This window comes from Spirosoma endbachense, from assembly GCF_010233585.1.
GTDB classification, from domain to species: domain Bacteria; phylum Bacteroidota; class Bacteroidia; order Cytophagales; family Spirosomataceae; genus Spirosoma; species Spirosoma endbachense.
The window spans coordinates 1136176-1158978 of the sequence record NZ_CP045997.1; the positions used below are offsets into that span (position 1 = coordinate 1136176).

The window sequence follows — 22803 nt, forward strand, 5'->3', positions numbered from 1 at the left end:
AGGCTGTTCGGATTACTATAATCTGTTACAGGGAGTTTAAACTGTTTGTATGAGCTGGCAGTCCTGCTTATTGCCAGCGTTTAGGTCGGAATACGGCCTTGAATCATCGACATCGATACGTTTGGCAGTCGAGGGAGTATTAACTGAGCAAACCATTCGGCCTCTTCGATCAGTGGATAGCCCGAGAATATAAAGGACCGTATACCCATGTCCATGTAGCGGTTGATTTTCTCAAGAATCTGATCGGCGCTTCCCACGAGTGCCGCGCCTGCTCCTGAGCGAGCCTTGCCGATGTCGGTCCAGAGTAACGGTTCTATATAACCATTCATGTCGGCTTCTTCGCGTAGTTGATTTTGTCGCTTTACACCCAGAGACCAGGAGCTTTGTGAGGCATTTTTTAACGCAGCTCCACGTAAAGGGTCGAATTTAGACATTAATCGGTTGGACCAGGCACGAGCTTCAGCCTCGGTCTCGCGCACGATAATGTGAATACGTAGCCCAAAATCGATTGTGCGCCCGTAACGGGCTGCCCGCTCGGCTACGTCCTGCACCGTAGCATAGAGCATTTCTTCGGTTTCGGGCCACATCAAAAACACGTCGCAATAACGTGCACAGACGTCTCGGGCCCCCTCTGATGTTCCGCCGAAATACAGCAGTGGTCCACCATGCTGCTGATAGGGTTTAACGGGTTCAACTGAAAGCGATATACGGCCATACACAGGGCCATCATGTTCGATACGATCGCTGGTCCAGGCCTGTTTCAGGATCTGAATGGTTTCGGCGCAACGCTGGTAGCGAAAGTCGGCGTTTTCACGATAACCGGGTAAATCAGAATTGATGATGTTAATCGTTAGCCGTCCCTGTAGCATGTGATCGAGGGAAGCTAGCGTACGGGCTAGCATCGGCGGGTGCATTTCACCACAGCGAATGGCCGTTAATAAGCTGATTTTCTGAAGATCAGGCGCGATTCCGGCCGCAAAAGGAATTACTTCCTGACCAGGCATGTATGAGGTTGGCAGGAGCAGGTTGCTGAATCCCAGCTGGTCGGCAGTAAGGGCGATGTTGCGGCAATGAGCGAATGTACTTCGGGCAGGGTCCCGAACGCTCAGGAATTCGGTGTCTTCCCCACAGAGATCAGAAAACCAGGATACTTCGCAAACACGCTGGGGTGTTCGAATTGGAACAGGTTGAATAGGATGATGAAGCATAAGGTGAATTTTAATCACATGTATCGGCAATCCAATTATGCTCGTTTCCGCCGATTGCGCATCAGGATAAAAATAGCCAATCCTGCAGCGGTGGCTATCGCTACATCCCGCGCTTCGCGCCCCGAACTATTACTCAGTAGCCAAACACAAAGTAACACAGTAAGGCCGGAAACCAGTAGCCCATTGGCTACTCGAAACTGGGCAGGCATTACGTCGGTTCGTTGGCGCAACACCGGCAGTGCCGCGCAGGTAAGGGCAAAATAAGACAACCGAATCAGTGTACTAAGTGTCAGTGCATAAAGAAACGTTCCGGTTATGGCCAGCAGGAGTTGAAGGGTGGCTGTCACTATAATTGCTGCATAGGGCGTCCGGAAACGCGGGTGGGTAGACCCTAACCATTGGGGCAGCTGCCCTTGCTCAGCCATTGCAAATAGGAGCCGGGGTCCTGTTAGCATTAACGCATGGAGGGTGCCTAACGCCGTTAACAACGCTACGATCGTAATAAACCCAGCTCCTGAAGGACCAATAAAGTGCCGGGCCGCATCGGCCAAGGGGCGTTCAGACTGAGCTAAATCAGGCAATGTGCCAATGCAAACGACCTGTACACAAATAAACAATACGGCAACCGTACCGATAGCCAATAGGAGTGATAATGGTATTGTTCGTTGAGGATGCTGGACCTCGCCCGAAGGTATGGTTGCTACATCGAAGCCTGAGAAGGTAAAAATCAGCAGCAGAACTGTTTGGGAAAACGACGAATAGGAGGGGAAGGCCGGCAACTTAAAGGCGGTTGTATCGATAAAAAATAGCCCAATTCCAGCGAACACACCGATGGATAGCAACTTGCTGATCGTGAACGCCGTATTTACCCGTGCCGACCGTTTCACGCCCAGATAATTCAGAAGGGCCAGGCAAACGACCAGAGCCGTCATCAGGCCGATTCGTTCCCAGCCTTCGGCCAGCTGGGGCCGGAAAAGAGCAGCGTAGGTAGTAAATAAATTGCAGATAGAGGCAAAAGCTGCCACTCGGGAAAGCCAGAATAGCCAGCCTACTTCAAACCCAACCAGCGGTCCAAAAGCGACGCGGGCGTAAAGATACGGCCCACCTGTGCCACTGAACCGGCTGCTAACTTCAGCAAAACACAGAATAATCAGCGTCACCACTACAGCGCTTACCCCGTAGGCCAGTAGACTCCAGGTGCCAGTTAGCGCATACAGTTTAGCTGGCAGGCCTAAAATGCCTGCTCCGATGGTAATGTTGATAATTAGCGCAATAAAATCAAACCGGCCAATGCCACGTAGCAGAGAAGGTGATACTGAATTCGTTGAGTGTGCCAACCTTATAAGTTAGTTTAGGCCGTTGAGTGCTGAACTTAACCCCGAAAAAAGTATTTGGCAATCATCACCCCATAAATTCTGTCTCTGCTAGAAATGGGCTTAGCCTTTTGACTACGTGATTTGGTGATTTTAAGCTCCTATAAGCCAGAAAAGTATGTGCTGCACAAAATGTCTGGTACCGTCTACACGAAAAAAGTCCAGGCTGCTTTGCAGAAAGCAGCCTGGACAGAAAAAGTAATTAGAAGTTCGTTCTTACTTCGCTGGTTTCTTGAAAATAGAGTCGTCTATCTTATTGTTCACCAAGATTTTGTTGGTAACCATGGTGAGCATACCCATCTGTGGGTTGCTTATTTCCATGGTGTTGGCGAATTTAATACCATCAACATCTTTATAGTCAGAAAAAGAAATTTCACCATCCTGACCGTTCATCGTCGATTTTACTTTGCTGACCAGGTAGGTAGTGGCATCGATAAACTCATCGATTGCCTGACCTTCTTTAGTAGTTACTTTCAGGTGGTAGGCATCTTTGCCGTCTACTTTTTCTTTGCCAACCAGCTCAATTTTGTTGCCTTTATCTTTATAATTGACCAGTGGGCCAAAGGGATCGAGCTGACTTAGTTGTTGCTTAACCTGCTCTGCGGGCATATCTTCGGGCTCACCCGTGCCCTGCATCATGGCCGGCCGGATCATCCAGCCCGTGGTGCCTTCTACAACCTGGATCATGGAATTGCCCATCACCGACGATTCTGTTCGCATTGCTTTTCCTACAGATACCGTCGTTTTGCTGGGAATTTCCATTCCCTGAACCGAAATCGACCGTTCTGTAACAAGGGTAGTAACGCCTTTCAATTTATCGATGCCACCCAGCGCAGCAATATGTTTGTCTACGATTTCGTCCACCGTTTGGGCATACGCACTGACTGAGACGAAGGCGGCCATGGCAACGGCCAGAAGTTTGTTAGTTTTCATTAGGCAAACGTAATTTTATTTAATTGATGAGGTAAGGTATGTTGATAATGGACATTAACCAAAGATAGATGAGTAAGTGGTTGATGCTGACCAGCTAGGATAGTCATGTGCCTACCCTGGCTGGTGATGATCTATTGGCGGGGCGTTCCACCGCCAGTGGGCGTTCCACCCGCTGGAGCCTGCCCGCTTCCATCGCTTTTTACATCATCATTATTTACTGACTTGGCTTTTTTGCGTGGCGCATCCATCGTCATCTTACCAATTTTGTAGGTAAACGTCAGGCGAATGCCTCGGTTGTAGAGGTACACGTCGTTTACCTGATTGAATTGGGGTGAATTAAGTACAGTGTGAATGTTGAACCGGTTCGAGAGGAAATTTTCGGCCGCAATACCGACGCTTCCTTTCTTATTGCTGAAATCTTTCTTGACGCCGATGGTATAGAAACCAAAGCCGCCCTGCCGTCCCTGCAACTGCACCTGCGATCCCTGCATAAATCCGAATGCCTGCGCTCCCCATCCATTTTTGAACTGTGCCGAAGCAAACGTACCACCGCCAACGTTAAAACCAGTGTTGGTAAACTCCGTCGACGCTCCGTCGCTACCCAGTGTCTGGCCGCTCAGGCTGCTATAGAATATATTTAAAAATACCCCAACGTTGATTTTTGATGTCACGGCTACATTGGCAAACGTGTTGGTGCCATACGTATACTGACGGCCAATGTTCTGATAACTAGTGACAATGGCTCCTGCCAGCGTGTCGGAAGGCTGTCTTACCTGTGTGATGGCATTGTTCGTTACGCGCCCGAAGAAAGTAGCATTGATGAACGTTTTCTTGATCGTTTTACTCAATCCCAACTCAAAATTGTTAGTCAGTTCGGGCCGTAAGGTTGGATTACCAACCGTAATATTCTGCGGGTTGGCGGCATTAAAATTAGGGTTTAACTGCTGAAGGCCAGGTCGCTGAATCCGACGGTTATACCCTAGTTTTACCGTAGTACCTTTAATGGTTTTTGACGCATTGATGCTGGGTACTAATACACCATAATTGCCAATGCCGAGCGTTCCTCCTTCTTTGGTGCTGGCGTCGATAAAGGTGTGCTCATAACGAAGTCCTCCTTTGAACGTATAGCGTTGCTTGGTGGTATAGGTATACGATGTATAACCGGCTGCAATGTTCTGATGGTAAAGCAGTTCGCCCAGCGTACCATTGTTTTCGGTAGTGAAATTACCCGTTGGACCGGCTAACAGGTAGCGGTAGTCGCTGTTGACCTGCCGGATTATACCTTTTGCCCCAAACTCAATCAGCTGATTTTTCTTGATCGGTGTCTGGTAATCGGTTTGTAAGGTAAATTCCTGATTGACATTCTTATTCAGGTTCTGTTGACGCCCGGTCAGAGCACCCGAGCCATTGAGCAAATCAGCGTCGAAGTTATTGGTTAGATCATTACGGCTGTAAAGGGTCGAAATGCTCCACTCCTGCTGAGGCTTAAATGTATGCAGGTAATCGACATTGGCATCCACTGTTCCCGAGAGATTTTTTGAATCTACGTTCCGATTAGAAGTCGAGCCGAGTGTGCCGTTCGTAAAAAGCTGGGTCACCAAATCCTGCTGACTGATCATGTTACGTACACCATAGCGTACTCCTGCCGTCAGACTTTGGTTTTTAGCCAGATCGTAGTCGAAGCCCAGATTATATTGTCCAAACAATCCCTGACTTGTTCCATCGCCAGTCTGTCGGGTTAGCGTCGAAACGTTGTTAACCTGGCTGGTCTGGTCGAGGTTGGTTTTGGTAATGGTGTTATACATGGCTCGGCCAAAGCCGCCCAACGTAAAACCTGCCTTGCCCTTGCGGTAGCTGCCGTTCAGCGACAGCATAGATCCACGGTTACCCACGCCCGAATCAATGTTAAGGTTCAGACCCTGCAGGCTATTCTTTTTCGTAATGATGTTGATAATACCGCCCGAACCTTCAGCATCATATTTGGCCGACGGACTGGTAATGACTTCAACCGTTTTGATCTGGTCGGCCGGAATTTGCTTGAGTGCATCAGCTACACTGCTGGCAACGATCGTGCTGGGCTTATTGTTGATCAACACCCGAATGTTAGAACTACCACGTAGCGAAACGTTACCGTCCAGATCTACCGTGAGCAGAGGCACTTTTCGCAGGATATCGGTAGCGTCTCCACCCTTGGCTGTAATGTCTTTATCGGCATTGTAAACCAGTCGATCTACTTTTTCTTCAATGATCGCGGCTTGACCAGTTACCGTTACTTCGGCAAGCGTTTTTACGCTGGAGCTAAGTTGAATCGTTCCTAAATCCAGGGTTTGACCGTTGGCTAACGTGACGTTCTCTATTGTTTTATTGCGGAAGCCGACAAAGCTGACCAGCACTCTGTAGTCACCCGCTACCAGCTTTGCGAGGGTGAATTTGCCTTTTTCATCGGCTACCGTACCATCTATGGCTTTGCCTGTGGTTTTATTATAGAGGGCAATACTGGCGAATTCAACCGCTTTCGCTTGCGTTGAATCCATGACGGAGCCAGTAAGTTTAGCACTTCCTTTGGGACTTTGGTCACCCGCAGTACCAGGCAATGCCTTCGTTTGAGAGGAGGCACCCATCGTCGGAAACTGAGCCCAGGCAGGTGTTAGTAAACTGGCAGCAAGTAAAGTTGTGAGAAGTAGTAAAGTGTGCGTTTTCATAGAAATGTTCTTGGACACTACAAAGGTGTAACGCAGTCTTGATGCCCGAAAACAAAAGTGGATGAAGGGGGGAATCAATCGGATAGACACCGGTTTCTTACCGACGAACGGACGAGGGTCAATAGCTCAGGCAGTCTTTGACTGTTCAACCCCAGCTGGTGCCGACAAAAATGGCATGTCAGCGGGAACCGTCCTTTGTCAGTAATATGTCGGTTATTCTGTCCCGGTTCAGGGTCGTTATTTGTCTGATTAACAAGCTATCATGGCTGATTTTGTGGATGCAATGGTGCGCCCTACTGGTTCTGATCATAAAGGTTGATAAATGCATGAAATTATTTTTTTTGTGGAAAGTAGATTGGCAGAATACTCCACTTTCTGTGAAAATCAGATATGATATTTGTAAATTGGGCTTATTGTAAATGATTAGTGACCAAGCCTTCTTATCAATTGAATTTTCTGGCCAGTATATATCCTGATAATGTTGAAATAGTTTGTGTTTTGAGGGTCTGTCCAAGATTTGTATAGAGATTGCTGAAAAAGGTTGATATTTTTTATTGCTGGTTAATTTTTGCTTTTTTTATGTAACCCTACTAAATAGTTTACACTAAACTTTCATTTCATCAGATGAAAGCAGCCTATTCTGTTTCTCTCTTTATTCAGGGCATGCGCATTGCTCTTGCCATTTTATTTGGTGCTTTGGTACTGGTTACTATGCTAATCCTGCTACCAGGCTTTATTCTAATTCTGGCGTTGAGCTCTTTTGATCAGCGACAGGAAATTCTATATGGCAATGAGCAGGTAGCCTCTATTTTTTCAGTTGATCCAATAGCTTCTTCCAATTAGCAGTATTGCAAGTGCAGTTTGCGTTGTTGATTCAAGTCAGGGCTTGATCAGCAATAGTAATTAGCAAACGCAATTTTATAATTCCCTGTAGATATGTATACTTCTTGCTCTGACAGGTTTCTGTATCATAGGATTGGCGCTCGACGGAAAGCACGATTTCTTTCCTCGCTTTCCGGATAATCCTTTGTATAGTGCCAAAAACGGCCGTTCGCTCAGTCATCCTTACTTTCCCACCATTCATCAAGCCGTTAAACCGTTCTGGTAGTTTGTAATGCATAGTACCAGCTACTGCCTATATCTTTGTTTCACCAATCGGGAATAACCCGACTAGATTTTAAACTGAAACAAAAAACACATAAATCATGAAAACGCTCTTCAAACCTCTGCTCGTTGCTTTCACATTAAGCTTAGTTACTTTTTCTGCTTCATTGGCCGAAGTAAACCCTGGTAGCCGCCCAGCGGCCGTTGCAGCCTACAAAACGGGTATTTACTCGACAATGGAAGGAAAACTTCAGATTGCTCTTGATAAAGAAACAGGCGGTGCAGTCGATATTCGGCTAAAGAATGCCGATGGAAAAGTCTTGTTCTACCAACGCGTTGGTAAGAATGAAAAAACGTCTCGTATCCGCTTAAATCTGAACGAATTGCAGGATGGCGCTTACCGGGTAGAAGTGACAAATGGAGTAGAAACCTCTACGCAGATCGTCACATTGTCGACCCAGCAGCCTAGTGCCCCCAGCCGCCTTGTCGCAATCAATTAAGCTTCAAACCATTATTGCCTATAAAAGCAATGGCCAGTCTCTCCTCAGAGGCTGGCCATTGCTTTTATAGAAGCGTCCTGTATAAAACTGTCAGGGTATGATGCGTTCATAAACCGGTTTCCCCTTATCCAGATCAACGCCATACATCTCAATGTATTGAACATGCGGAACCAGGCGCGACTTCGGGTCAAGTTGTACAAATACTTTTTGTAAACGCGCCCGCTCCCCGTTAATTAGCGTCATCGCAATGGGCTTGCCCTGGTAGCGAACAACCTGGAGCGGGTGTTTCCGAAATGCATTCAGATTGATATCGTAAGCATCTGGTCCAGCGGTTGACGGTTTATGCGTATAGCCGTAGGCCATCTGCCATTGAATCGGAGACAAGTCTTCCCGCTGCCCTTTTTCGGCGTAGCGAATCCAGTAGACTTGTAGTGGTTTGTTCGGGTCGAGCTTTTTGTTGGCAGACAGATTGGCCTCGTAGACAATGGTGTTAATGTCTTTACTTCGCTGAATATAAAACAGCTGGTTAGCTGAACGATGAGGTTGTGGAAATGAATCGCTTAAAGCCTTTGCAGGTAAGTACCCAGCCAGAAACAGGGTAGTCACGAGTATCCAGGAATGTACTTTTTTCATGGTGTATAGTGTTAACGTGATCATCGCAGTACAGCACGAAGAGGGGTATCATTTCCTGAAATCGCTTACAGACCAAGTTGAAACGATACTTTGATTGCAAATGGCGTTACATTCGGGTTTTGCCGATAGGTCAGCCGGTGCAACGCTTCGATACGTAAGGCTTTCAGGACATTTTCGAAGCCATACCCCACTTCCACATAAGGCGTTTGCTGCAATGAGTGAACCGGCGGAAGCTGCTTACCCTTACTATCCTGCGTGGCTATCAGCTTGTAATTAGCCTCACTCAATTGGCCCCACAGCACGTTGCCTGTCATAAATGTGCGCCAGCCCCAACGCCGTATTATAGGTAGACGGTTAGTCAGTAATCCTTCAAACTTGTGCTCAACGGCAACCGATACATAGCGGTCACTGACAAACTCTGCGTAGTTCATCAGGTTAAAGGCGTTCTTATTATAAAACGGCGTTTGGTTCCCTAAATGTACCTGAAGCAACGGATAGGGAATGGTTGAGGGGCTATATCCAGCTTTGACCGTATATTGCGTGCGTCCGAAAAGGCCCCAGCGAAGGGTGTGGTCAAACTGCATTTGCAGCTTGTGGTAACCGCTAAAGGTACGGCCCTGAAATGAAGCAGTACCCAGGGTGTAGCGCAATGTCACAATGGGCGCCGTTTCGGTTGGACGACGACGAATTCGGCGGTTTGTAACGCGCCGGGCAGGTAATCGACCTGGCGCATAGCGTGTTTCCAGAAACAATTCCGAGCTCCGAAGGTCTGTCATAGCCGTTGCTGAAGACGCTGATTCACTGGTCTGATTAATCGCGAAGGGGAATAACAGATTCATAGAGCGGGATCGAACACCGACCGTTTGCGTAAAAGTTGTTCCTAAATCACGCTGGGCCGTCAGAGAGATTTCGCGTTGATAATAGGCTTGTGGATAACGACCGAACCGGCTGTTTATCCGGAAAAACGAGTTATCGGCTACATCTTCCATCCGAAAACCCAGCTGTTCCAGATCATAGCTATGGCGTAGCGTAATGAGCGTTAATGGCTGCCGTTTAGGAATAAAATTGACTTCAGCGCCGGTTTTCCAGACCCGATCACGCGTGCCATAGGCCCCGTAAGCCGAAAGCTGCCACGTGCGGCTAAAGGTATTATTGGTTTGTAATCCCATCCGGAATCGATGCCCTTCAACACGGTTATAGGCCCACATTGAAAATGCCGAACCAACATCGACCCCTCGTACGAGGGGCAGATAACCACCATTGAGCACAAACTGGGCGGCTCTTGTATATGATTTCACAACAGGCAGGCTACGGACGGTATCCAGCATAGCGCGAGTCTGGTCGTAGGTGTGCGATTGACTTGATTGCAGGCGTTGAGCCTGCCAGTAATCGGGTGTGGATTGCTCTCGGTCTTCGGCCAAATCAATGTCTACATTAAAAAAATCAACCGATTTAGGTTGGCCAACCAGTGGTTGCCGCACCGAAGTCGTGTAATCGACCGTAGCGCCAAACGTATTCTTAACCACTTCACCGACACTAACTGTTAGGTGTGTCGTTTCGGGTAACCAGGCATTTCCTGAGTCGTTGGCTGGCTCGTAGGTTTGATCGATGTCAATTTGACGGATGAAATTAATGTTGGCTGCGGCTCCAACCTGGGCTTCGATCCGAACCAGGGCATAAATGAGTTTATCAATCCACATTCGCCCTTTAAAAACCAGATCACGTTCGTTCTTAGGGTCAAAATCAATGCCATAGCAAGTATGCTGACCAATTTGTGTTGTGTCGGCCAGAAAGTACGTATACGCTGAACGTCCTCCTTCGGCCAGTGGTGAAATGAACTCTTTCTTGAACAGACTAACCTGATTTTGGTAGAAATTAAGCGTATTGAAGCCTGCGCCGGTAAACATCGCTACGAAACTATCGTCGGTAATGCCAACGCTGCTGATGTTCGTTTTTAGAATCTTCTCTTTCATATGCTGCGGATTACGCCGGGCATAGATGTGCGAAACGGTTTCAGAAAAAAAGACGGGTAATAGGACGGCGGGTTTTCCGCCCTGTTTCTCTTCCAGCGCTCTCAGAATTGCCCGCACCGCCTTCCGTTGCCGGAAACGTTCGGATAGCTGGTTGATCGTAATGGCGAGCTGGCTATAGGCTTCATAGTCGTAGCCACTCAACTGCCGGAAATCGTTCTGTTTTCGGTGAGCATTTATTTCTCTCAGGATACGAAAGGCGGGGTTTTCACCGGCATGAACTACTACTTCATTGAGCAATGATGCGGCTGGTTTTAACGCCACATTAACGGTTGACGCAGTAACAGCAACGTGTACGGTCTGGTAGCCGAGTGCCGTGACCAGGAGTGAATCGACGGGTTGACGTAATTGAAGTTTATAACGGCCATCGGCATCGGCCTGCGTACCGATGGGTTTTCCTTTTACGGCTATTGAAGCAAAGGCAATCCCTTGGCCCGAACTCAGGTCTGTAATTATTCCGGAAATAAGCTCCTGATTAGTAGGTGTTTGCCCAAAGGCAGATAGCCCACCAAACAAGATTATACAAAACAGAATCTGACGGACCAGAAAGAGAAAATGGATTGATCTGCGCTGAACGTGTGTGGTTTGGCAGGGATTGTCATCCGATATTGAGCGTAGTTTACTAGCCTTCATGATGTTGTTTACTGGACTCCAGTACGGCTATGACTACTGAGATGCTGGTTCCCCCTATAGAAAAATAATTACTTGAGAAAACGGACGCTCACTAAGTTGGCCGTATGTGGGTTGTTCTGCTGTCATGTGTTGACATTGATACGGCAAAGTTGCCGGAGTGGGCCTGATTAGAAAAGGGTTTTACGCACGAAGCGTATATTGTTGGTCTCTAACAGTTTGAATTGCTTACTGAGTTGTAATGCCATGCCGATCCACCTCAGACAGGCAGGAGACGGAAAGTAGCTATCCATATAGCCAGGAATCCGTGCCTGAACGCATAGATTCTGGCACGGATTTCCTGTTACAGCGACGAAAACTGGCTCGTTTTAGTTAGACTTGTGCACTTAAACTGGCCGCATATTCATTCGGTAGCACACCGAATTGTTCCCGGAAGCATTTGGCAAAGTACGAAAGCGAATTAAAGCCAACGCCATACGCGATTTCAGACACACTGCCTGTGCGCCCTTCGAGGAGTTGAGCCGCCCGTTTCAGGCGCATCACACGGAGGAAGTCGCCAGTAGCCTGGCTAGTAAGGGCAATGAGCTTGCGGTGCAACTGCATCCGACTTAAGCCAATCTCTCGCCCAAACTGTTCTGGTGTGAAATCGGCATTGCCTAAATTATCCTCTGCGATCTTCAGAACGCGCATCAGGAATTTTTCGTCAGTTGACGTAACCGTAATGTCTTTTGGCTGAACCCGGATTTCGCGGGCAAACCGCTCGCGTAACTTTTGTCGACTTTCAATCAGATTCTGCGATCGGATAATCAATTCGCGTGAATCAAATGGCTTGGTCAAATACTCATCGGCACCGGTTTCGAGGCCAGTGAGCTTATTATCCTGAGCTGACAGCGCCGTCAGAAGAATAAATGGAATATGGCTGGTGCGTTCGTCGAGTTTTGTCTGGCGGCAAAACTCAATACCATCCATATCGGGCATCATCCAGTCGCTGATAATCAGATCGGGCAGATTCTCCTGAGCGGCTTTCAATCCCTGAAGGCCATTCTCACTTTCCAGAACCCGATAATATCGTTGCATCTGGTTCCGGATGAATGCCCTTAAATCGCCGTGATCCTCAACAATCAGCAGCCATGCGCCGATTGGGCTGGTGGGCGGTTGTTCTGGTTCTGATAGGGTTGGTTCTTGGCTTCGTAATTGTATTGCCCGATACGATTCCAACCCCGTTTGTCTTTAAGTCTGAACGGGCAGAGGAGATCTATCGATTTCCGTCAACGGTGTATATCGAACGGATGTATGTTCGGAACGGACAACACGTAAAACCCGGCGATACGATTCTGGAAATCAGCGCCCCCGACATTGCTGCTTTAGCTCGCGAACTTTCGTCGGCGGAGTCTAATCTATCCAGTTTTCGGAATTTCCGAACGGCTTCTGCAACGGACGAACAGGCCATCACAAAATTAACAATCCATAAAACCCAGGAGGAGATCGGGCTGAAAGAAACTCAGGTCGCTATTGCCGATCGAAAATGGGAATCGGAGTCGGGTAGTCTGCTCTATCATGTTACCGAATCAAAACGGCTTCTGGCTACGAATCGGACACTTTACCAGGCTGGCGACATCAGTAAAAACAACCTGAATGCGCTGGAACTTAAACAGTTTCAGGCGCAAAGTGCCTATGATCTGGCGTATCAGAATCACCTCGAAAATCGCACGTCGCTCAATCGGCAGATTGCCTCTAAAAAATTGGAAATAAGCATACTGGAAAAGCAAATTGCCAAAAATGCCAGTGATTTGCTTCTGGAAGGCGACCATCTGCATACGACTCTGACAGCCACTCGCAAACGTATTGAAGGTACGTATGGGGCTTTCTCGATAACATCAAATGCGCACCTGCTCTTGAAAGCGACTCGTAGCAGTACCGTTTCGTTTGTATTTGAAGGAGAAAAAGAAGTCGTAGCCGGAACGACGTTGCTCAAAATGATGTATGATGAAGCTCCGCTTTATGCCCATACGCAGGTCAACTCGTCACAGATTGGCAAAATTCGGGCTGGCCAGTCGGTTATACTAAAAGTGGATGCGTACCCAGTCTATGAATGGGGTTCCGTTTCAGGTGAGGTAAATACGGTTTCGCTTACCCCCGATGAAAAAGGGTTATTTAACGTTCGGCTGCGCATCACGAACGAGCAGAACCTTCATAACTTACTGCGGATCGGTATGCAGGGAAAGGCCGACATTATTACGGATGAGCGAACGATGTACGGTCATCTTTTCCGGAAATTCAAGAAAACAGCATCTGCTTTCGTTGATTAACCTTTGGACTCGCGTTTCGAAGGTAGGCAACAAATTTATTGTCAGTGAATTAGGTGAATACCGGTTCAGTTTGACACGTATTCACAAAGTTGCTTATTAAACATCGATTCCTTCTTTAGCGCCCACCGACCGAATATACTTCGCAGCTTCCTGGTAAGCTTCTGAAGTTGCCAGGTGTTCCATCATGAGAGGAATCTCTTTAAGCTTACTAAGCTCAGTCAGATAAACAGTGTAGTCCATATTGCCCAGGCCCGGCCTGCATTCGACCAGTTGTGGCGTATAAACATCTTCTTTGAGAATAATGTCTTTCCCATGACAGCTCCGGATGTGTGGCCCAAGCTTTTTGAAACACTCTTTGATCAGGGCCCCATTATTAAAAAAGACCCGAGGGCTGTCGATGATGTTCATCGGATCGAGGTGAACACCAAATTGCTTTTGGTTGATTGCTTTGATCAGGCGCAGGTAAGAATCGACGGAATCCGGGTAACTCCAGGGCATTAGCTCCAGCGCAAAATAGGTTCGGGTAGGTTTTACTTCCTGAATAATTTTCCGGGTGATAGCTACAATTTGTTCAAAGGTGGCTTCTGTTAGGTTGTCTTTATGAGGGCCAGCCCACTGTGCCGGGTTCCTGGAGCCACTGATGTTCACGCAGCAATTGGCACCAATAGCTTCGGCTAAAGCCAGCGAATCCACACATTTTTTTAATGCCGTTTGGGCAGTAGCTGAGTCAGTGCTAAGTGGATTGCTCCAGGCGCCTACTTCGGCAATGAGAATATTGGCTTTTTTAGCCGCTTCTTCATAGGCTTTGATTTGATCGGCGGGAGCATCCGTCTTTAGCGGGCAATAAGCGGCCCGGTAGCCTTGCTTCTTTAGCGCAGCAATCCACTCATCGGGTTGATCATACTTGTCAAACAGGGGTCCACCCAATCGGATAGAAGGTTTTTCGAACGGGAAGCCCGGTAAGGAAGACGTTAATCCAACGAGCGAAGCGGCCTGTATCGTTTTTCTGGCAAATGTCCGGCGATTCATAGCAGTTCAAAGTAGCGTTTATAGTTGTCCTACGCCGTTCATTCGGCTGTCGATATACTGCTCAAGTGGCAACCAGTTCAGTAAGCAACACTCTATAATTACTCCGCCTGGCTGAATCTACTGATGTAGGAGTCTCAATTCGCGTAAACGCGAGCGCGGTGCCAGCGTTTGCTGGCACCGCGCTCAACACTTATCCATTTATTTTACAAGTTACGGGCGTACGGTTTTTCGTTAATCAAAATCTTTATCTTCTAAAATCTGCACAACCTCAATTAAGGATTCGGTATCTAAATCGTTCCAGTTGAATAATTCAACAATCTCCTGATCAACTATATACGCCATACCATGCTCGGTAAGGGCGTTAAAAACCTGCCCTTCGTATTCCCATTCATCTGCCAGAAAGACTTCAGAGAGTACCGCTCCTGTGTGGTCCTTAACCGTATCGCGGTATAACTGTGAAATGAGGGCGTTTACTTTTGATCGGAATGTTTCAAGCTCATTAATGAGCTGGTCAGTTTGCGATTTCATTGTCTTATAAGTTCATTAAAAGTTACTGGTAGATTATGGATTAGGCAGTGTACCTCACTTTAATAACCTAAGCTTCCTGCTTGTGACGAGATTTAATGAAATTAGTATCAAAGTAATCACTATGTAAAAGTTGATTTATATGGTAACAGTTGACCCTCAGGCAGACTAGCTAGTTGCTAGGTAAAGTAGTTGATAATCAGGTAAATAATTTAAGTATTGATTTTGCTGAAAACTACAATTTGTCATTATACGAACAGCCTTTTCTGACTTTTGTTGATTAAGCGGTTAGTTTTTGTTTGGATTACGGCAATAAAAAACGCCAGAGCGGTATTCCGGCGTTTTTTATAATCTCGATGTAACAATAACGTTGTATTTATTTTAGCAAGTTTAGTAGATACTGCCCATATCCGCTTTTAACTAACGGCCTGGCAATTTCTGCTAACTGACTAGCGTCAATAAACTTCATGCGATAGGCAATTTCTTCAATACAGCCTATTTTCAAACCCTGCCGTTCTTCAATAACCTGCACAAACTGGCCAGCCTGCATCAACGACGCAAATGTACCTGTGTCGAGCCAGGCCGTTCCCCGGTCCAGCACGCCAACTTTTAGTTTGCCCCGTTCAAGATAAACCCGGTTCACATCCGTGATTTCCAGCTCTCCCCTCGGTGAGGGTTTAATATTCCGGGCAATGTCTACCACCTCATTATCATAAAAATACAAACCCGGAACGGCGTAATTCGATTTTGGCTGCTCGGGCTTTTCCTCGATCGAGAGAACATTGAACGAATCGTCGAATTCAACAACGCCATAACGGTCGGGGTCCTGTACCTGATAGGCATAAACCACACCTCCATCGGGATCATTATTGGCCTGGAGTAGTTTGGACAAACCAGAGCCATAGAAAATATTATCGCCCAAAACCAGCGCAACTTTGTCGTCGCCAATAAACTCTTCTCCGATAATAAACGCCTGGGCTAATCCGTCGGGGCTGGGTTGCACAGCATAGCTAAACCGGCAGCCAATACGGGCTCCATCACCGAGAAGTTTCTCGAAATGGGGCAGGTCGTGTGGCGTTGAAATAATTAGAATATCACGAATACCCGCCAGCATCAGAATTGAAAGCGGATAATATATCATCGGCTTATCATAAACTGGCATAAGCTGTTTACTGACAGCCAGGGTAAGCGGATGAAGACGGGTGCCAGATCCTCCGGCAAGAATAATTCCTTTCATAATAGAGCATGGGGCACGGGGCAGAGAGCCGGGAATATAGGGTTAAAATAGGCCCTGCTCCGCGCTCCCTGCTCCGCCCTTTTATCGATTTGCGTACATTCCCTGATAATAAGACTGGTAAGCTCCTGAGGTGACGTTATCTAACCAATCCTGATTGGCCAGGAACCAGTCGACGGTTTTTTCGAGACCTTCTTCAAACTGAAGAGAAGGTTGCCAGCCCAGTTCATTCATAATTTTGTGGGCGTCGATGGCGTAACGCAGATCGTGTCCGGCGCGGTCGGTCACGTACGTGATCAGCTTAGCGGATGTGCCTTCTTGGCGGCCAAGTTTACGGTCCATAATCGAACACAACAAGTGGACGAGGTCAATATTTTTCCACTCGTTGAAGCCACCAATGTTGTAGGTTTCACCTAGTTTGCCTGTATGAAAAACAGCGTCGATAGCGCGGGCGTGGTCTACGACAAACAACCAGTCACGAACATTCTCTCCTTTACCATAAACGGGTAAGGGCTTGTTGGTCTGGATGTTATGAATCATCAGCGGAATCAGTTTTTCCGGAAAATGATTCGGGCCGTAGTTGTTCGAACAGTTCGATAAAACAACGGGCAGTTTATAGGTGTTGCCGTAGGCCCGCACGAAATGGTCCGATGCAGCTTTTGATGCTGAATAGGGCGATTGTGGGTCATAGGCCGTTTCTTCGGTGAAAAAGTCTTCGGGGTTGTGAAGCGAGCCATAAACCTCATCCGTAGAGACATGGTAGAACCGTTTTCCCTCAAAACTTTCAGATGTAGCTTTCCAGCTGTTTTTAGCGGTGTTCAGCAAATTGACCGTTCCAACGACGTTGGTCATGACAAACGCCATTGGGTCAGTGATGGAGCGATCTACGTGCGATTCGGCCGCGAGGTGAATGACACCGTCGAACGGAATCTCGGCGAACATATCCTCCAGAAATTTCGCATCGGTAATATCACCCTTAATGAATGTATAGTTCGGCGCATGTTCGATATCCGACAGGTTAGCCAGGTTTCCGGCATAGGTCAGTTTATCGAGATTGTAAATTTGATACTCTGGATATTTTGTGACGAATAGCCGAACAACATGCGATCCGATAAATCCGGCACCGCCCGTAATAAGAAGTTTCATTTTAATAGAGTTTTCAGTTTTCAGTTTTTAGTTTTCAGCGGGCTTGTGCACGATTGCGGGTTTCGCCTACAGAAAACGGGAAACTGAAAACTATTTTAAACTGATTTTCTGTTGCCACCGCCACGCGTCCCGCAACGATTCGGCCAGCGAACGGCGAGCTGTCCAGTTAAGATCTCGATTGGCTTTCGTGACATCGGCATAGACCTGTTCAACATCGCCCGGCCGACGAGGTCCGATTGTATAATTCAGGTTAACGCCGGTTTCCTGCTCAAATGTTTTGATAATATTCAATACCGTTTCGCCCCGCCCTGTTCCGATATTAATGACATCATAGCTGGAGTCGGTATTCTGTTCGTTCAGTTTACGTAACGCCTGAACATGCGCTTCGGCCAGATCTACGACGTGAATATAGTCACGAATGCAGGTGCCATCGGGCGTATTATAATCATTGCCGTAAACCGTCAGGCTAGAACGAATACCGGCGGCTGTCTGGGTAATGAACGGAACCAGATTTGCTGGAATGCCAAGTGGTAACTCGCCAAGCTCTGCCGATGGATGTGCGCCAATTGGGTTAAAATAACGTAGTGCTAATGCTTTAATCGGTGTCGGTGACTGTACCGTATCACGGATAATGTCTTCACTGATTGCTTTCGTATTGCCGTACGGTGACTGAGCTGGTAGCCGGGGAGTTGCCTCCGTAACCGGTAACTGCTCCGGTTGGCCATACACCGTGCAGGACGACGAAAACACGAGGTTATGCACGCCGTATTTAGGCATTAATTCCAGCAGAAGTATCAGCGAATCCAGATTGTTTCGGTAATACTTCAAGGGCAGCCGAACCGATTCACCAACCGCTTTATAGGCGGCAAAGTGAATGACGCCAATAACGGCCTCTTTCTGAAAAATAGCCTCCATTGCGGCCGAATCATTGCAGTTGGCCGTATAGCACGTTACATCACGGCCCAGAATGGTCCGCAAACCGTCGAGAACGGAGCGTTCAGAATTGGAAAAATCGTCGACGATAACCGGTTCGAAGCCAGCTTCAACCAGGGAAACAACCGTGTGGGAGCCAATAAAACCAGCTCCGCCGGTTACCAGAATCTTGGGGGAATTACCTGTGGGAGTCAAACCGTTTTTTATGAAATTTTTGTTGTTACTTTGGGATAGCAGCCCATTAAACCAGACAAAAGTAGTATATTCAGGAGGTTTCCGAAAGTAGTTTTTATTGTAGGGCTATACTAAAACGTGACAAAAAAGCATGAGCGACAACGAATTAAAAGCTCTGATCTCATTGCTGGACGACGAGGACATGGAAGTAGTTGAGCATGTCGAACAGCAAATCCGGCAAATTGGCGGACAAATGATCCCACTTCTGGAAACCGAATGGGAAGGTAGTTTTAATCCGGCTCTGCAGAAACGTATCGAAGAAATTATTCATGATTTGCAGTATGAATCCGTTCTGGAGCGTATGCGCGACTGGAAAAACGGAGGGGCTATGAATCTGTTGGAAGGCCTCTGGATCGTGGCTACCTATCAATATCCCGACCTGTCGCTCGACAAGTTAAAACAGGACGTTGAGCAGTTATATTACGACGTCTGGATTGACATTAAAGGGGATATGCACCCCGATGAGCAAATCCGGGCCATGAATAATGCCTTTTTTACAAAGCTGAAGTTTGCGCCCAATACGAAGCATTTCCACTCGCCATCCAACTCGATGATCAATCAGGTGCTGGAAACGCGCCGGGGTAATCCCATTACGCTTTGTGTACTTTATATGCTCATTGCGAAACGGCTGAACCTGCCGGTTTATGGCGTCAACCTGCCCAATCTGTTTGTACTAACTTATAAGAACGATAGCGGTGTCCAGTTCTACATCAATGTGTTTAATCGGGGCTTGGTTTTTACCAAGAAAGACATCGATCAGTACATTGACCAGTTGAACCTGAAGCGGCTGGATACTTTCTATCAGCCCTGTACCAATGCCGACATTGTTCGTCGGGTACTGCGTAACTTAACCCTGGCATTCGAGAAAAACGGCGATACCGATCGCGTTCGGGAGGTCGAACAGATTCTTGAAATGGTTAAAGACGATGGCGACGGTCTGCCTTTATCGGATTATACGCAACGGTAGAGCAAACGAATAAGGGTTAATGAACACCGTTTGCCGTGAGGTCAGGTTGAAGAACCTGACCTCTGCGGTTTTGAGAAACCGCATTTGGCATGAACGACGAGGTTTTGAGAATCGCACGGTGAACCGTCGAACCGTCGAACCGTCCGGGTGTCGGTTTTAGGAAACCGACACCACATCAGCAATGACCACATTGTCTCCTTTGCTGGTGGATTCAAGCATTATTAATAAGCTACAGCCAGCAGACCGGGGCCGGTCTGGAAACAGCGGATGGTGAGCTGGGCTTTATGGTCGGGTAAGCGTACATGGCCGATGAGGTGTTCGGCATTATCGGCGAATGGTTCAATAAATAAATGGTCGCGGAAGGTAAGCTGGCGTTTTCCGTAGAGTTTATACAAGGCTTCTTTCGCGCACCAGTAAACGGCCAGGCGGCCTGGCTCACCAGCTGCGTGGATAATTTCATCCTCCGACAATACCCGCGGAACCACCCGCCGAAACTGATCCCGGATTGGTTCAATGTCGATGCCAACCGGGCGCGTTCGATGCAGCACCGCAGCCGCCCAACCGCCCGTGTGCGACAGGGAAATATGCCAGGGCGTACCGATCAGGTGCGGTTTTCCAAATTCGTCTTTATGAAGACCTGCATAGACCAAACCCTGTGCTTCGATCAATTGCCGAATGGCGACCCGACAGGCCAGCCATTCAACCCGTTGAGCCGGATGGCTGATACCTGCTAAATCTTCCTGCTCCGGCGTTGTCAGCAGAAGGCTTGCCCGTAGCGTTGGCTCGTCTTCGGTGATCGGTTGAAGTACGGCCGTACAATCACTATTGATAGCTAATTGGAATGTCACGAATCAAAAGTCGGAAGTCGTTCGAGAAAAAGAAAGGTTTAACGACCTTTGATGCTCGACTTTTGGTTTATAGTTCGTGATTATTGAAAAAATAGATACGTTTGGCGGCCATCGCGACTGTGTATACGCACTGGAGCGAGGCCCGCAACCCAATCAGGTCTTTTCATCGGGCGCTGATGGGTTGGTTGTTCGCTGGCAGCTCGACCGGCCTGATCTTGGTGAACTGGTGGCAAAAGTACCTGCCTCGGTCTATGCATTAGCGTTGCACCCAACAACTGGTTTATTGTGGGTCGGGCAGAACTACGAGGGGCTGCATCTGATTGACCCGGTTCAGAAAGTAGAAGTTAGCTCGTTGAAACTGACCTCTGCTGCCATTTTCGATATCAAATTTTATAAAAACGACGCGATTATAGCCCTATCCGATGGCGTAGTCGTTGTGGTAGATAACGAATCGCTGGCCATCAAAAAACACCTGAAAGCATCGGATCAATCGGCACGGTGTTTGTCCGTCAATCCCGTTGAGCGTGAGATTGCGGTTGGATATAGTGATAATGGCGTACGCATTTTCGATCTGGCCACATACGATCTCAAACGAATCATTCCCGCGCATACAAACTCGGTCTTTACCGTACTGTATTCGCCGGATTTTCGTTTTTTACTCACGGCCGGACGCGATGCGCATCTGAAGGTATGGGACGTTGAAAATGAGTATGCCCTACAGCAAGAGGTCGTAGCCCATATGTTTGCGATCAATCACCTTACCTACAATCCGACTGGTACGTTGTTTGCTACAGCCAGTATGGATAAATCAATCAAAATCTGGGATGCCGAAACCTACAGGCTACTGAAAGTTGTGGATCGAGCCCGCCATGCCGGACATGGTACGTCAGTCAATAAATTAATATGGACTGATTATCATAATCAATTGCTTTCGGCAAGCGATGACCGAACGATTTCAGTCTGGAAAGTAGCCTAATACGCAGATTTTTTACCAAAAAAGCAGATTTCTCTTGCTATTTATTGCTAAATACGTATAATGGCCGTTACTTCACTCTTAATAGGTATGTCCATAATTACCTTAACCGAAGCGCACCGATGAAAATTACGCCTATTGAAATCCGGCAGCACACATTTGAACGGGGGCTGCGTGGCTATAAAACCGATGATGTTGACGCATTTCTGGTTTCACTTTCTCAGGAATGGGAGCGTGTTACCGGCGAATATAAAATGCTCAAAATGCAGCTTGAGATTGCCGAAAAAGAATTAGGTAAGCTGAAAGAGGTTGAAATGACGCTGTTCAGGACGCTTAAAACCGCCGAAGATACCAGCGCGCAAATTACCGATCAGGCGAATAAGGCTGCTGACCAGTTTTTAGTTGAAGCCAGGCAAAAGGCAGATGATATGCTGGCTGAAGCGCGTAAAAAATCATCGTTGATGGTGCAGGATGCCGAAAATCAGGCTCGTTTCCTGAAAGACAATATCCTCAATGACCTGAAGACGCTGGAGCACGATTTCAAAGCACTTGAGAGCTACAAAGAAAACTTAGCCACCCAGATTCGTTCACTCGCCAGTAATGCCGTAGATAGTGTAGATCGCTTCGAGAAGAAGTTTTCCAAACAGGATCTAAAGGGCAAAATTGATGAAGTTACGACGCAGATACAGGAAGAATTGAAACAGGCTGCTGAAAAAAATAAGCCTGAAGAAACACCAGTTGACACCACATCAGAATCAACCGCTGACCCTGTTGCTGCGTTGCCTCCGCTGACTGAACGCGAAACATCGGTGCCCGAAGCGATTCCGATCGATGAACAGGTTATGGATAAACTCGATGACGCGATTCAACAGGAAACGCAGTCGGAGAGTACTCACGAAGGAAAGCCCGTCGCTGAAGCTGTAATTGAAGAAACGGCTCCCGAATCGGTGCTTGCCGAAGTGAATACGGACGAACCATCCGCTGCTTCTGAAGGAAATAATGACCCGCAGCCTAAGAAAAGTGGTTCGTTTTTTGACCAGATTTAAGTGAGTTAATGGGAACCTGCTGGCATCATACCGGGTTCCCATTGCTCAGGAGTTTCTGCCCAATGGTAGAACGCCCACCATCCATATGGGAACAATTGCTTTAGAAGGACTTGAGTTTTTCTCCTATCACGGCTTTTACGACGAGGAGCAGAAAATAGGAAATAAGTATTCGGTAGACATTGTTGTGACAGCGGACTTTTCTGAAGCCGCCCGACGCGATCGTCTGAGTGCAACCGTCAATTACGAAGATTTATATCGGATTACGGCCAATGTGATGCAGCAGCCCGCCCGATTACTGGAACACATTGCTCACCGAATCATTCAGGAAATACGAATAAAGTATACTGATTTGCAGTCGGTTGAAGTAAGCGTCTCCAAGTTTAATCCGCCTATTGGTGGCGTTTGCCATCGGGCCAAGATCACATTAAAGGAATAATGACAGAAAA

The 22803-nt window shown here is 47.4% G+C and carries 20 protein-coding genes; 7 read left to right on the top strand and 13 right to left on the bottom strand.

Annotation, left to right across the window (positions count from 1 at the left end; all coding sequences use genetic code 11):
* Positions 1-80: 80 nt before the first annotated feature.
* The 4 genes from GJR95_RS04575 to GJR95_RS04590 form a co-directional block, all read right to left on the bottom strand.
* Positions 81-1208 (bottom strand): LLM class flavin-dependent oxidoreductase, encoded by a 1128-nt coding sequence (locus tag GJR95_RS04575; RefSeq protein WP_162384759.1) that lies wholly within the window; start codon positions 1206-1208, stop codon positions 81-83.
* Positions 1209-1243: 35 nt separating this feature from the next.
* Entirely contained in the window at positions 1244-2545 is a 1302-nt protein-coding gene (locus tag GJR95_RS04580) for an APC family permease (RefSeq protein ID WP_162384760.1), read from the bottom strand.
* 252 nt (positions 2546-2797) lie between these two features.
* Positions 2798-3514, bottom strand: a complete 717-nt coding sequence (locus tag GJR95_RS04585) for an outer membrane lipoprotein-sorting protein (RefSeq protein ID WP_162384761.1) — start codon at positions 3512-3514, stop codon at positions 2798-2800.
* Positions 3515-3645: 131 nt separating this feature from the next.
* Entirely contained in the window at positions 3646-6216 is a 2571-nt protein-coding gene (locus GJR95_RS04590) for a TonB-dependent receptor domain-containing protein (RefSeq protein ID WP_162384762.1), read from the bottom strand.
* 624 nt (positions 6217-6840) lie between these two features.
* On the opposite strand from GJR95_RS04590, the gene GJR95_RS04595 reads away from it, so the two are divergent.
* Both GJR95_RS04595 and GJR95_RS04600 read left to right on the top strand, forming a co-directional pair.
* Positions 6841-7059, top strand: coding sequence for a hypothetical protein (locus GJR95_RS04595; protein ID WP_162384763.1), 219 nt, complete (start codon positions 6841-6843; stop codon positions 7057-7059).
* 362 nt (positions 7060-7421) lie between these two features.
* Positions 7422-7820, top strand: coding sequence for a T9SS type A sorting domain-containing protein (locus GJR95_RS04600; RefSeq protein ID WP_162384764.1), 399 nt, complete (start codon positions 7422-7424; stop codon positions 7818-7820).
* Between the two features lie 90 nt (positions 7821-7910).
* Here the strand turns inward: GJR95_RS04600 and GJR95_RS04605 are convergent, their stop codons facing one another.
* The 3 genes from GJR95_RS04605 to GJR95_RS04615 all read right to left on the bottom strand — a co-directional run bounded on the left by GJR95_RS04605 (position 7911) and on the right by GJR95_RS04615 (position 12190).
* The gene (locus GJR95_RS04605; protein ID WP_162384765.1) at positions 7911-8453 is read right to left on the bottom strand and encodes a DUF4833 domain-containing protein; all 543 of its coding nucleotides are present in this window, start codon (positions 8451-8453) and stop codon (positions 7911-7913) included.
* Between the two features lie 65 nt (positions 8454-8518).
* The gene (locus GJR95_RS04610; protein ID WP_162384766.1) at positions 8519-11116 is read right to left on the bottom strand and encodes a DUF5686 and carboxypeptidase-like regulatory domain-containing protein; all 2598 of its coding nucleotides are present in this window, start codon (positions 11114-11116) and stop codon (positions 8519-8521) included.
* Between the two features lie 369 nt (positions 11117-11485).
* Positions 11486-12190 (bottom strand): response regulator transcription factor, encoded by a 705-nt coding sequence (locus tag GJR95_RS04615; protein ID WP_232541081.1) that lies wholly within the window; start codon positions 12188-12190, stop codon positions 11486-11488.
* A gap of 14 nt (positions 12191-12204) precedes the next feature.
* Here GJR95_RS04615 and GJR95_RS04620 point away from each other — a divergent pair, with 14 nt between their 5' ends.
* Positions 12205-13422, top strand: a complete 1218-nt coding sequence (locus tag GJR95_RS04620; RefSeq protein WP_232541082.1) for an HlyD family secretion protein — start codon at positions 12205-12207, stop codon at positions 13420-13422.
* Positions 13423-13518: 96 nt separating this feature from the next.
* Here the strand turns inward: GJR95_RS04620 and GJR95_RS04625 are convergent, their stop codons facing one another.
* The 5 genes from GJR95_RS04625 to galE all read right to left on the bottom strand — a co-directional run bounded on the left by GJR95_RS04625 (position 13519) and on the right by galE (position 18484).
* Positions 13519-14451, bottom strand: coding sequence for a sugar phosphate isomerase/epimerase family protein (locus tag GJR95_RS04625; RefSeq protein ID WP_174260186.1), 933 nt, complete (start codon positions 14449-14451; stop codon positions 13519-13521).
* A gap of 231 nt (positions 14452-14682) precedes the next feature.
* Positions 14683-14979 (bottom strand): hypothetical protein, encoded by a 297-nt coding sequence (locus GJR95_RS04630; RefSeq protein ID WP_162384769.1) that lies wholly within the window; start codon positions 14977-14979, stop codon positions 14683-14685.
* Between the two features lie 373 nt (positions 14980-15352).
* Positions 15353-16213: a glucose-1-phosphate thymidylyltransferase RfbA gene (rfbA, locus tag GJR95_RS04635; RefSeq protein WP_162384770.1), complete on the bottom strand. Its 861-nt coding sequence runs from the start codon at positions 16211-16213 to the stop codon at positions 15353-15355.
* A gap of 81 nt (positions 16214-16294) precedes the next feature.
* Positions 16295-17356 (bottom strand): dTDP-glucose 4,6-dehydratase, encoded by a 1062-nt coding sequence (gene rfbB, locus GJR95_RS04640; protein ID WP_162384771.1) that lies wholly within the window; start codon positions 17354-17356, stop codon positions 16295-16297.
* A gap of 90 nt (positions 17357-17446) precedes the next feature.
* A complete protein-coding gene (galE, locus tag GJR95_RS04645) occupies positions 17447-18484 on the bottom strand; it encodes a UDP-glucose 4-epimerase GalE (protein WP_162384772.1) in 1038 nt (345 codons plus the stop codon).
* A gap of 130 nt (positions 18485-18614) precedes the next feature.
* On the opposite strand from galE, the gene GJR95_RS04650 reads away from it, so the two are divergent.
* Positions 18615-19490 (top strand): transglutaminase-like domain-containing protein, encoded by an 876-nt coding sequence (locus GJR95_RS04650; protein WP_162384773.1) that lies wholly within the window; start codon positions 18615-18617, stop codon positions 19488-19490.
* Positions 19491-19711: 221 nt separating this feature from the next.
* On the opposite strand, the gene GJR95_RS04655 is transcribed toward GJR95_RS04650, so the two are convergent.
* Entirely contained in the window at positions 19712-20338 is a 627-nt protein-coding gene (locus GJR95_RS04655; RefSeq protein ID WP_162384774.1) for a 4'-phosphopantetheinyl transferase family protein, read from the bottom strand.
* Between the two features lie 76 nt (positions 20339-20414).
* Between GJR95_RS04655 and GJR95_RS04660 the strand changes: the two genes are divergently transcribed.
* The 3 genes from GJR95_RS04660 to folB all read left to right on the top strand — a co-directional run bounded on the left by GJR95_RS04660 (position 20415) and on the right by folB (position 22793).
* A complete protein-coding gene (locus tag GJR95_RS04660; protein WP_162384775.1) occupies positions 20415-21314 on the top strand; it encodes a WD40 repeat domain-containing protein in 900 nt (299 codons plus the stop codon).
* A 119-nt stretch (positions 21315-21433) separates the two neighbouring features.
* On the top strand, positions 21434-22357 hold the full coding sequence (locus GJR95_RS04665) for a DivIVA domain-containing protein (protein ID WP_162384776.1): 924 nt from the start codon (positions 21434-21436) through the stop codon (positions 22355-22357).
* Positions 22358-22442: 85 nt separating this feature from the next.
* Positions 22443-22793, top strand: coding sequence for a dihydroneopterin aldolase (gene folB, locus GJR95_RS04670; protein ID WP_162384777.1), 351 nt, complete (start codon positions 22443-22445; stop codon positions 22791-22793).
* Positions 22794-22803 lie beyond the last annotated feature (10 nt).

Coding starts and splice junctions, on each gene's coding strand:
- rfbB (WP_162384771.1), bottom strand. CDS start 17,356: ATGAAACTTCTTATTACGGGCGGTGCCGGATTTATCGGATCGCATGTT.
- GJR95_RS04625 (WP_174260186.1), bottom strand. CDS start 14,451: ATGAATCGCCGGACATTTGCCAGAAAAACGATACAGGCCGCTTCGCTC.
- GJR95_RS04650 (WP_162384773.1), top strand. CDS start 18,615: ATGAGCGACAACGAATTAAAAGCTCTGATCTCATTGCTGGACGACGAG.
- GJR95_RS04665 (WP_162384776.1), top strand. CDS start 21,434: ATGAAAATTACGCCTATTGAAATCCGGCAGCACACATTTGAACGGGGG.
- folB (WP_162384777.1), top strand. CDS start 22,443: ATGGGAACAATTGCTTTAGAAGGACTTGAGTTTTTCTCCTATCACGGC.
- GJR95_RS04600 (WP_162384764.1), top strand. CDS start 7,422: ATGAAAACGCTCTTCAAACCTCTGCTCGTTGCTTTCACATTAAGCTTA.
- GJR95_RS04610 (WP_162384766.1), bottom strand. CDS start 11,116: ATGAAGGCTAGTAAACTACGCTCAATATCGGATGACAATCCCTGCCAA.
- GJR95_RS04575 (WP_162384759.1), bottom strand. CDS start 1,208: ATGCTTCATCATCCTATTCAACCTGTTCCAATTCGAACACCCCAGCGT.
- GJR95_RS04590 (WP_162384762.1), bottom strand. CDS start 6,216: ATGAAAACGCACACTTTACTACTTCTCACAACTTTACTTGCTGCCAGT.
- GJR95_RS04615 (WP_232541081.1), bottom strand. CDS start 12,190: ATGCAACGATATTATCGGGTTCTGGAAAGTGAGAATGGCCTTCAGGGA.
- GJR95_RS04620 (WP_232541082.1), top strand. CDS start 12,205: ATGCCCTTAAATCGCCGTGATCCTCAACAATCAGCAGCCATGCGCCGA.
- GJR95_RS04605 (WP_162384765.1), bottom strand. CDS start 8,453: ATGAAAAAAGTACATTCCTGGATACTCGTGACTACCCTGTTTCTGGCT.
- rfbA (WP_162384770.1), bottom strand. CDS start 16,213: ATGAAAGGAATTATTCTTGCCGGAGGATCTGGCACCCGTCTTCATCCG.
- GJR95_RS04595 (WP_162384763.1), top strand. CDS start 6,841: ATGAAAGCAGCCTATTCTGTTTCTCTCTTTATTCAGGGCATGCGCATT.
- GJR95_RS04630 (WP_162384769.1), bottom strand. CDS start 14,979: ATGAAATCGCAAACTGACCAGCTCATTAATGAGCTTGAAACATTCCGA.
- GJR95_RS04585 (WP_162384761.1), bottom strand. CDS start 3,514: ATGAAAACTAACAAACTTCTGGCCGTTGCCATGGCCGCCTTCGTCTCA.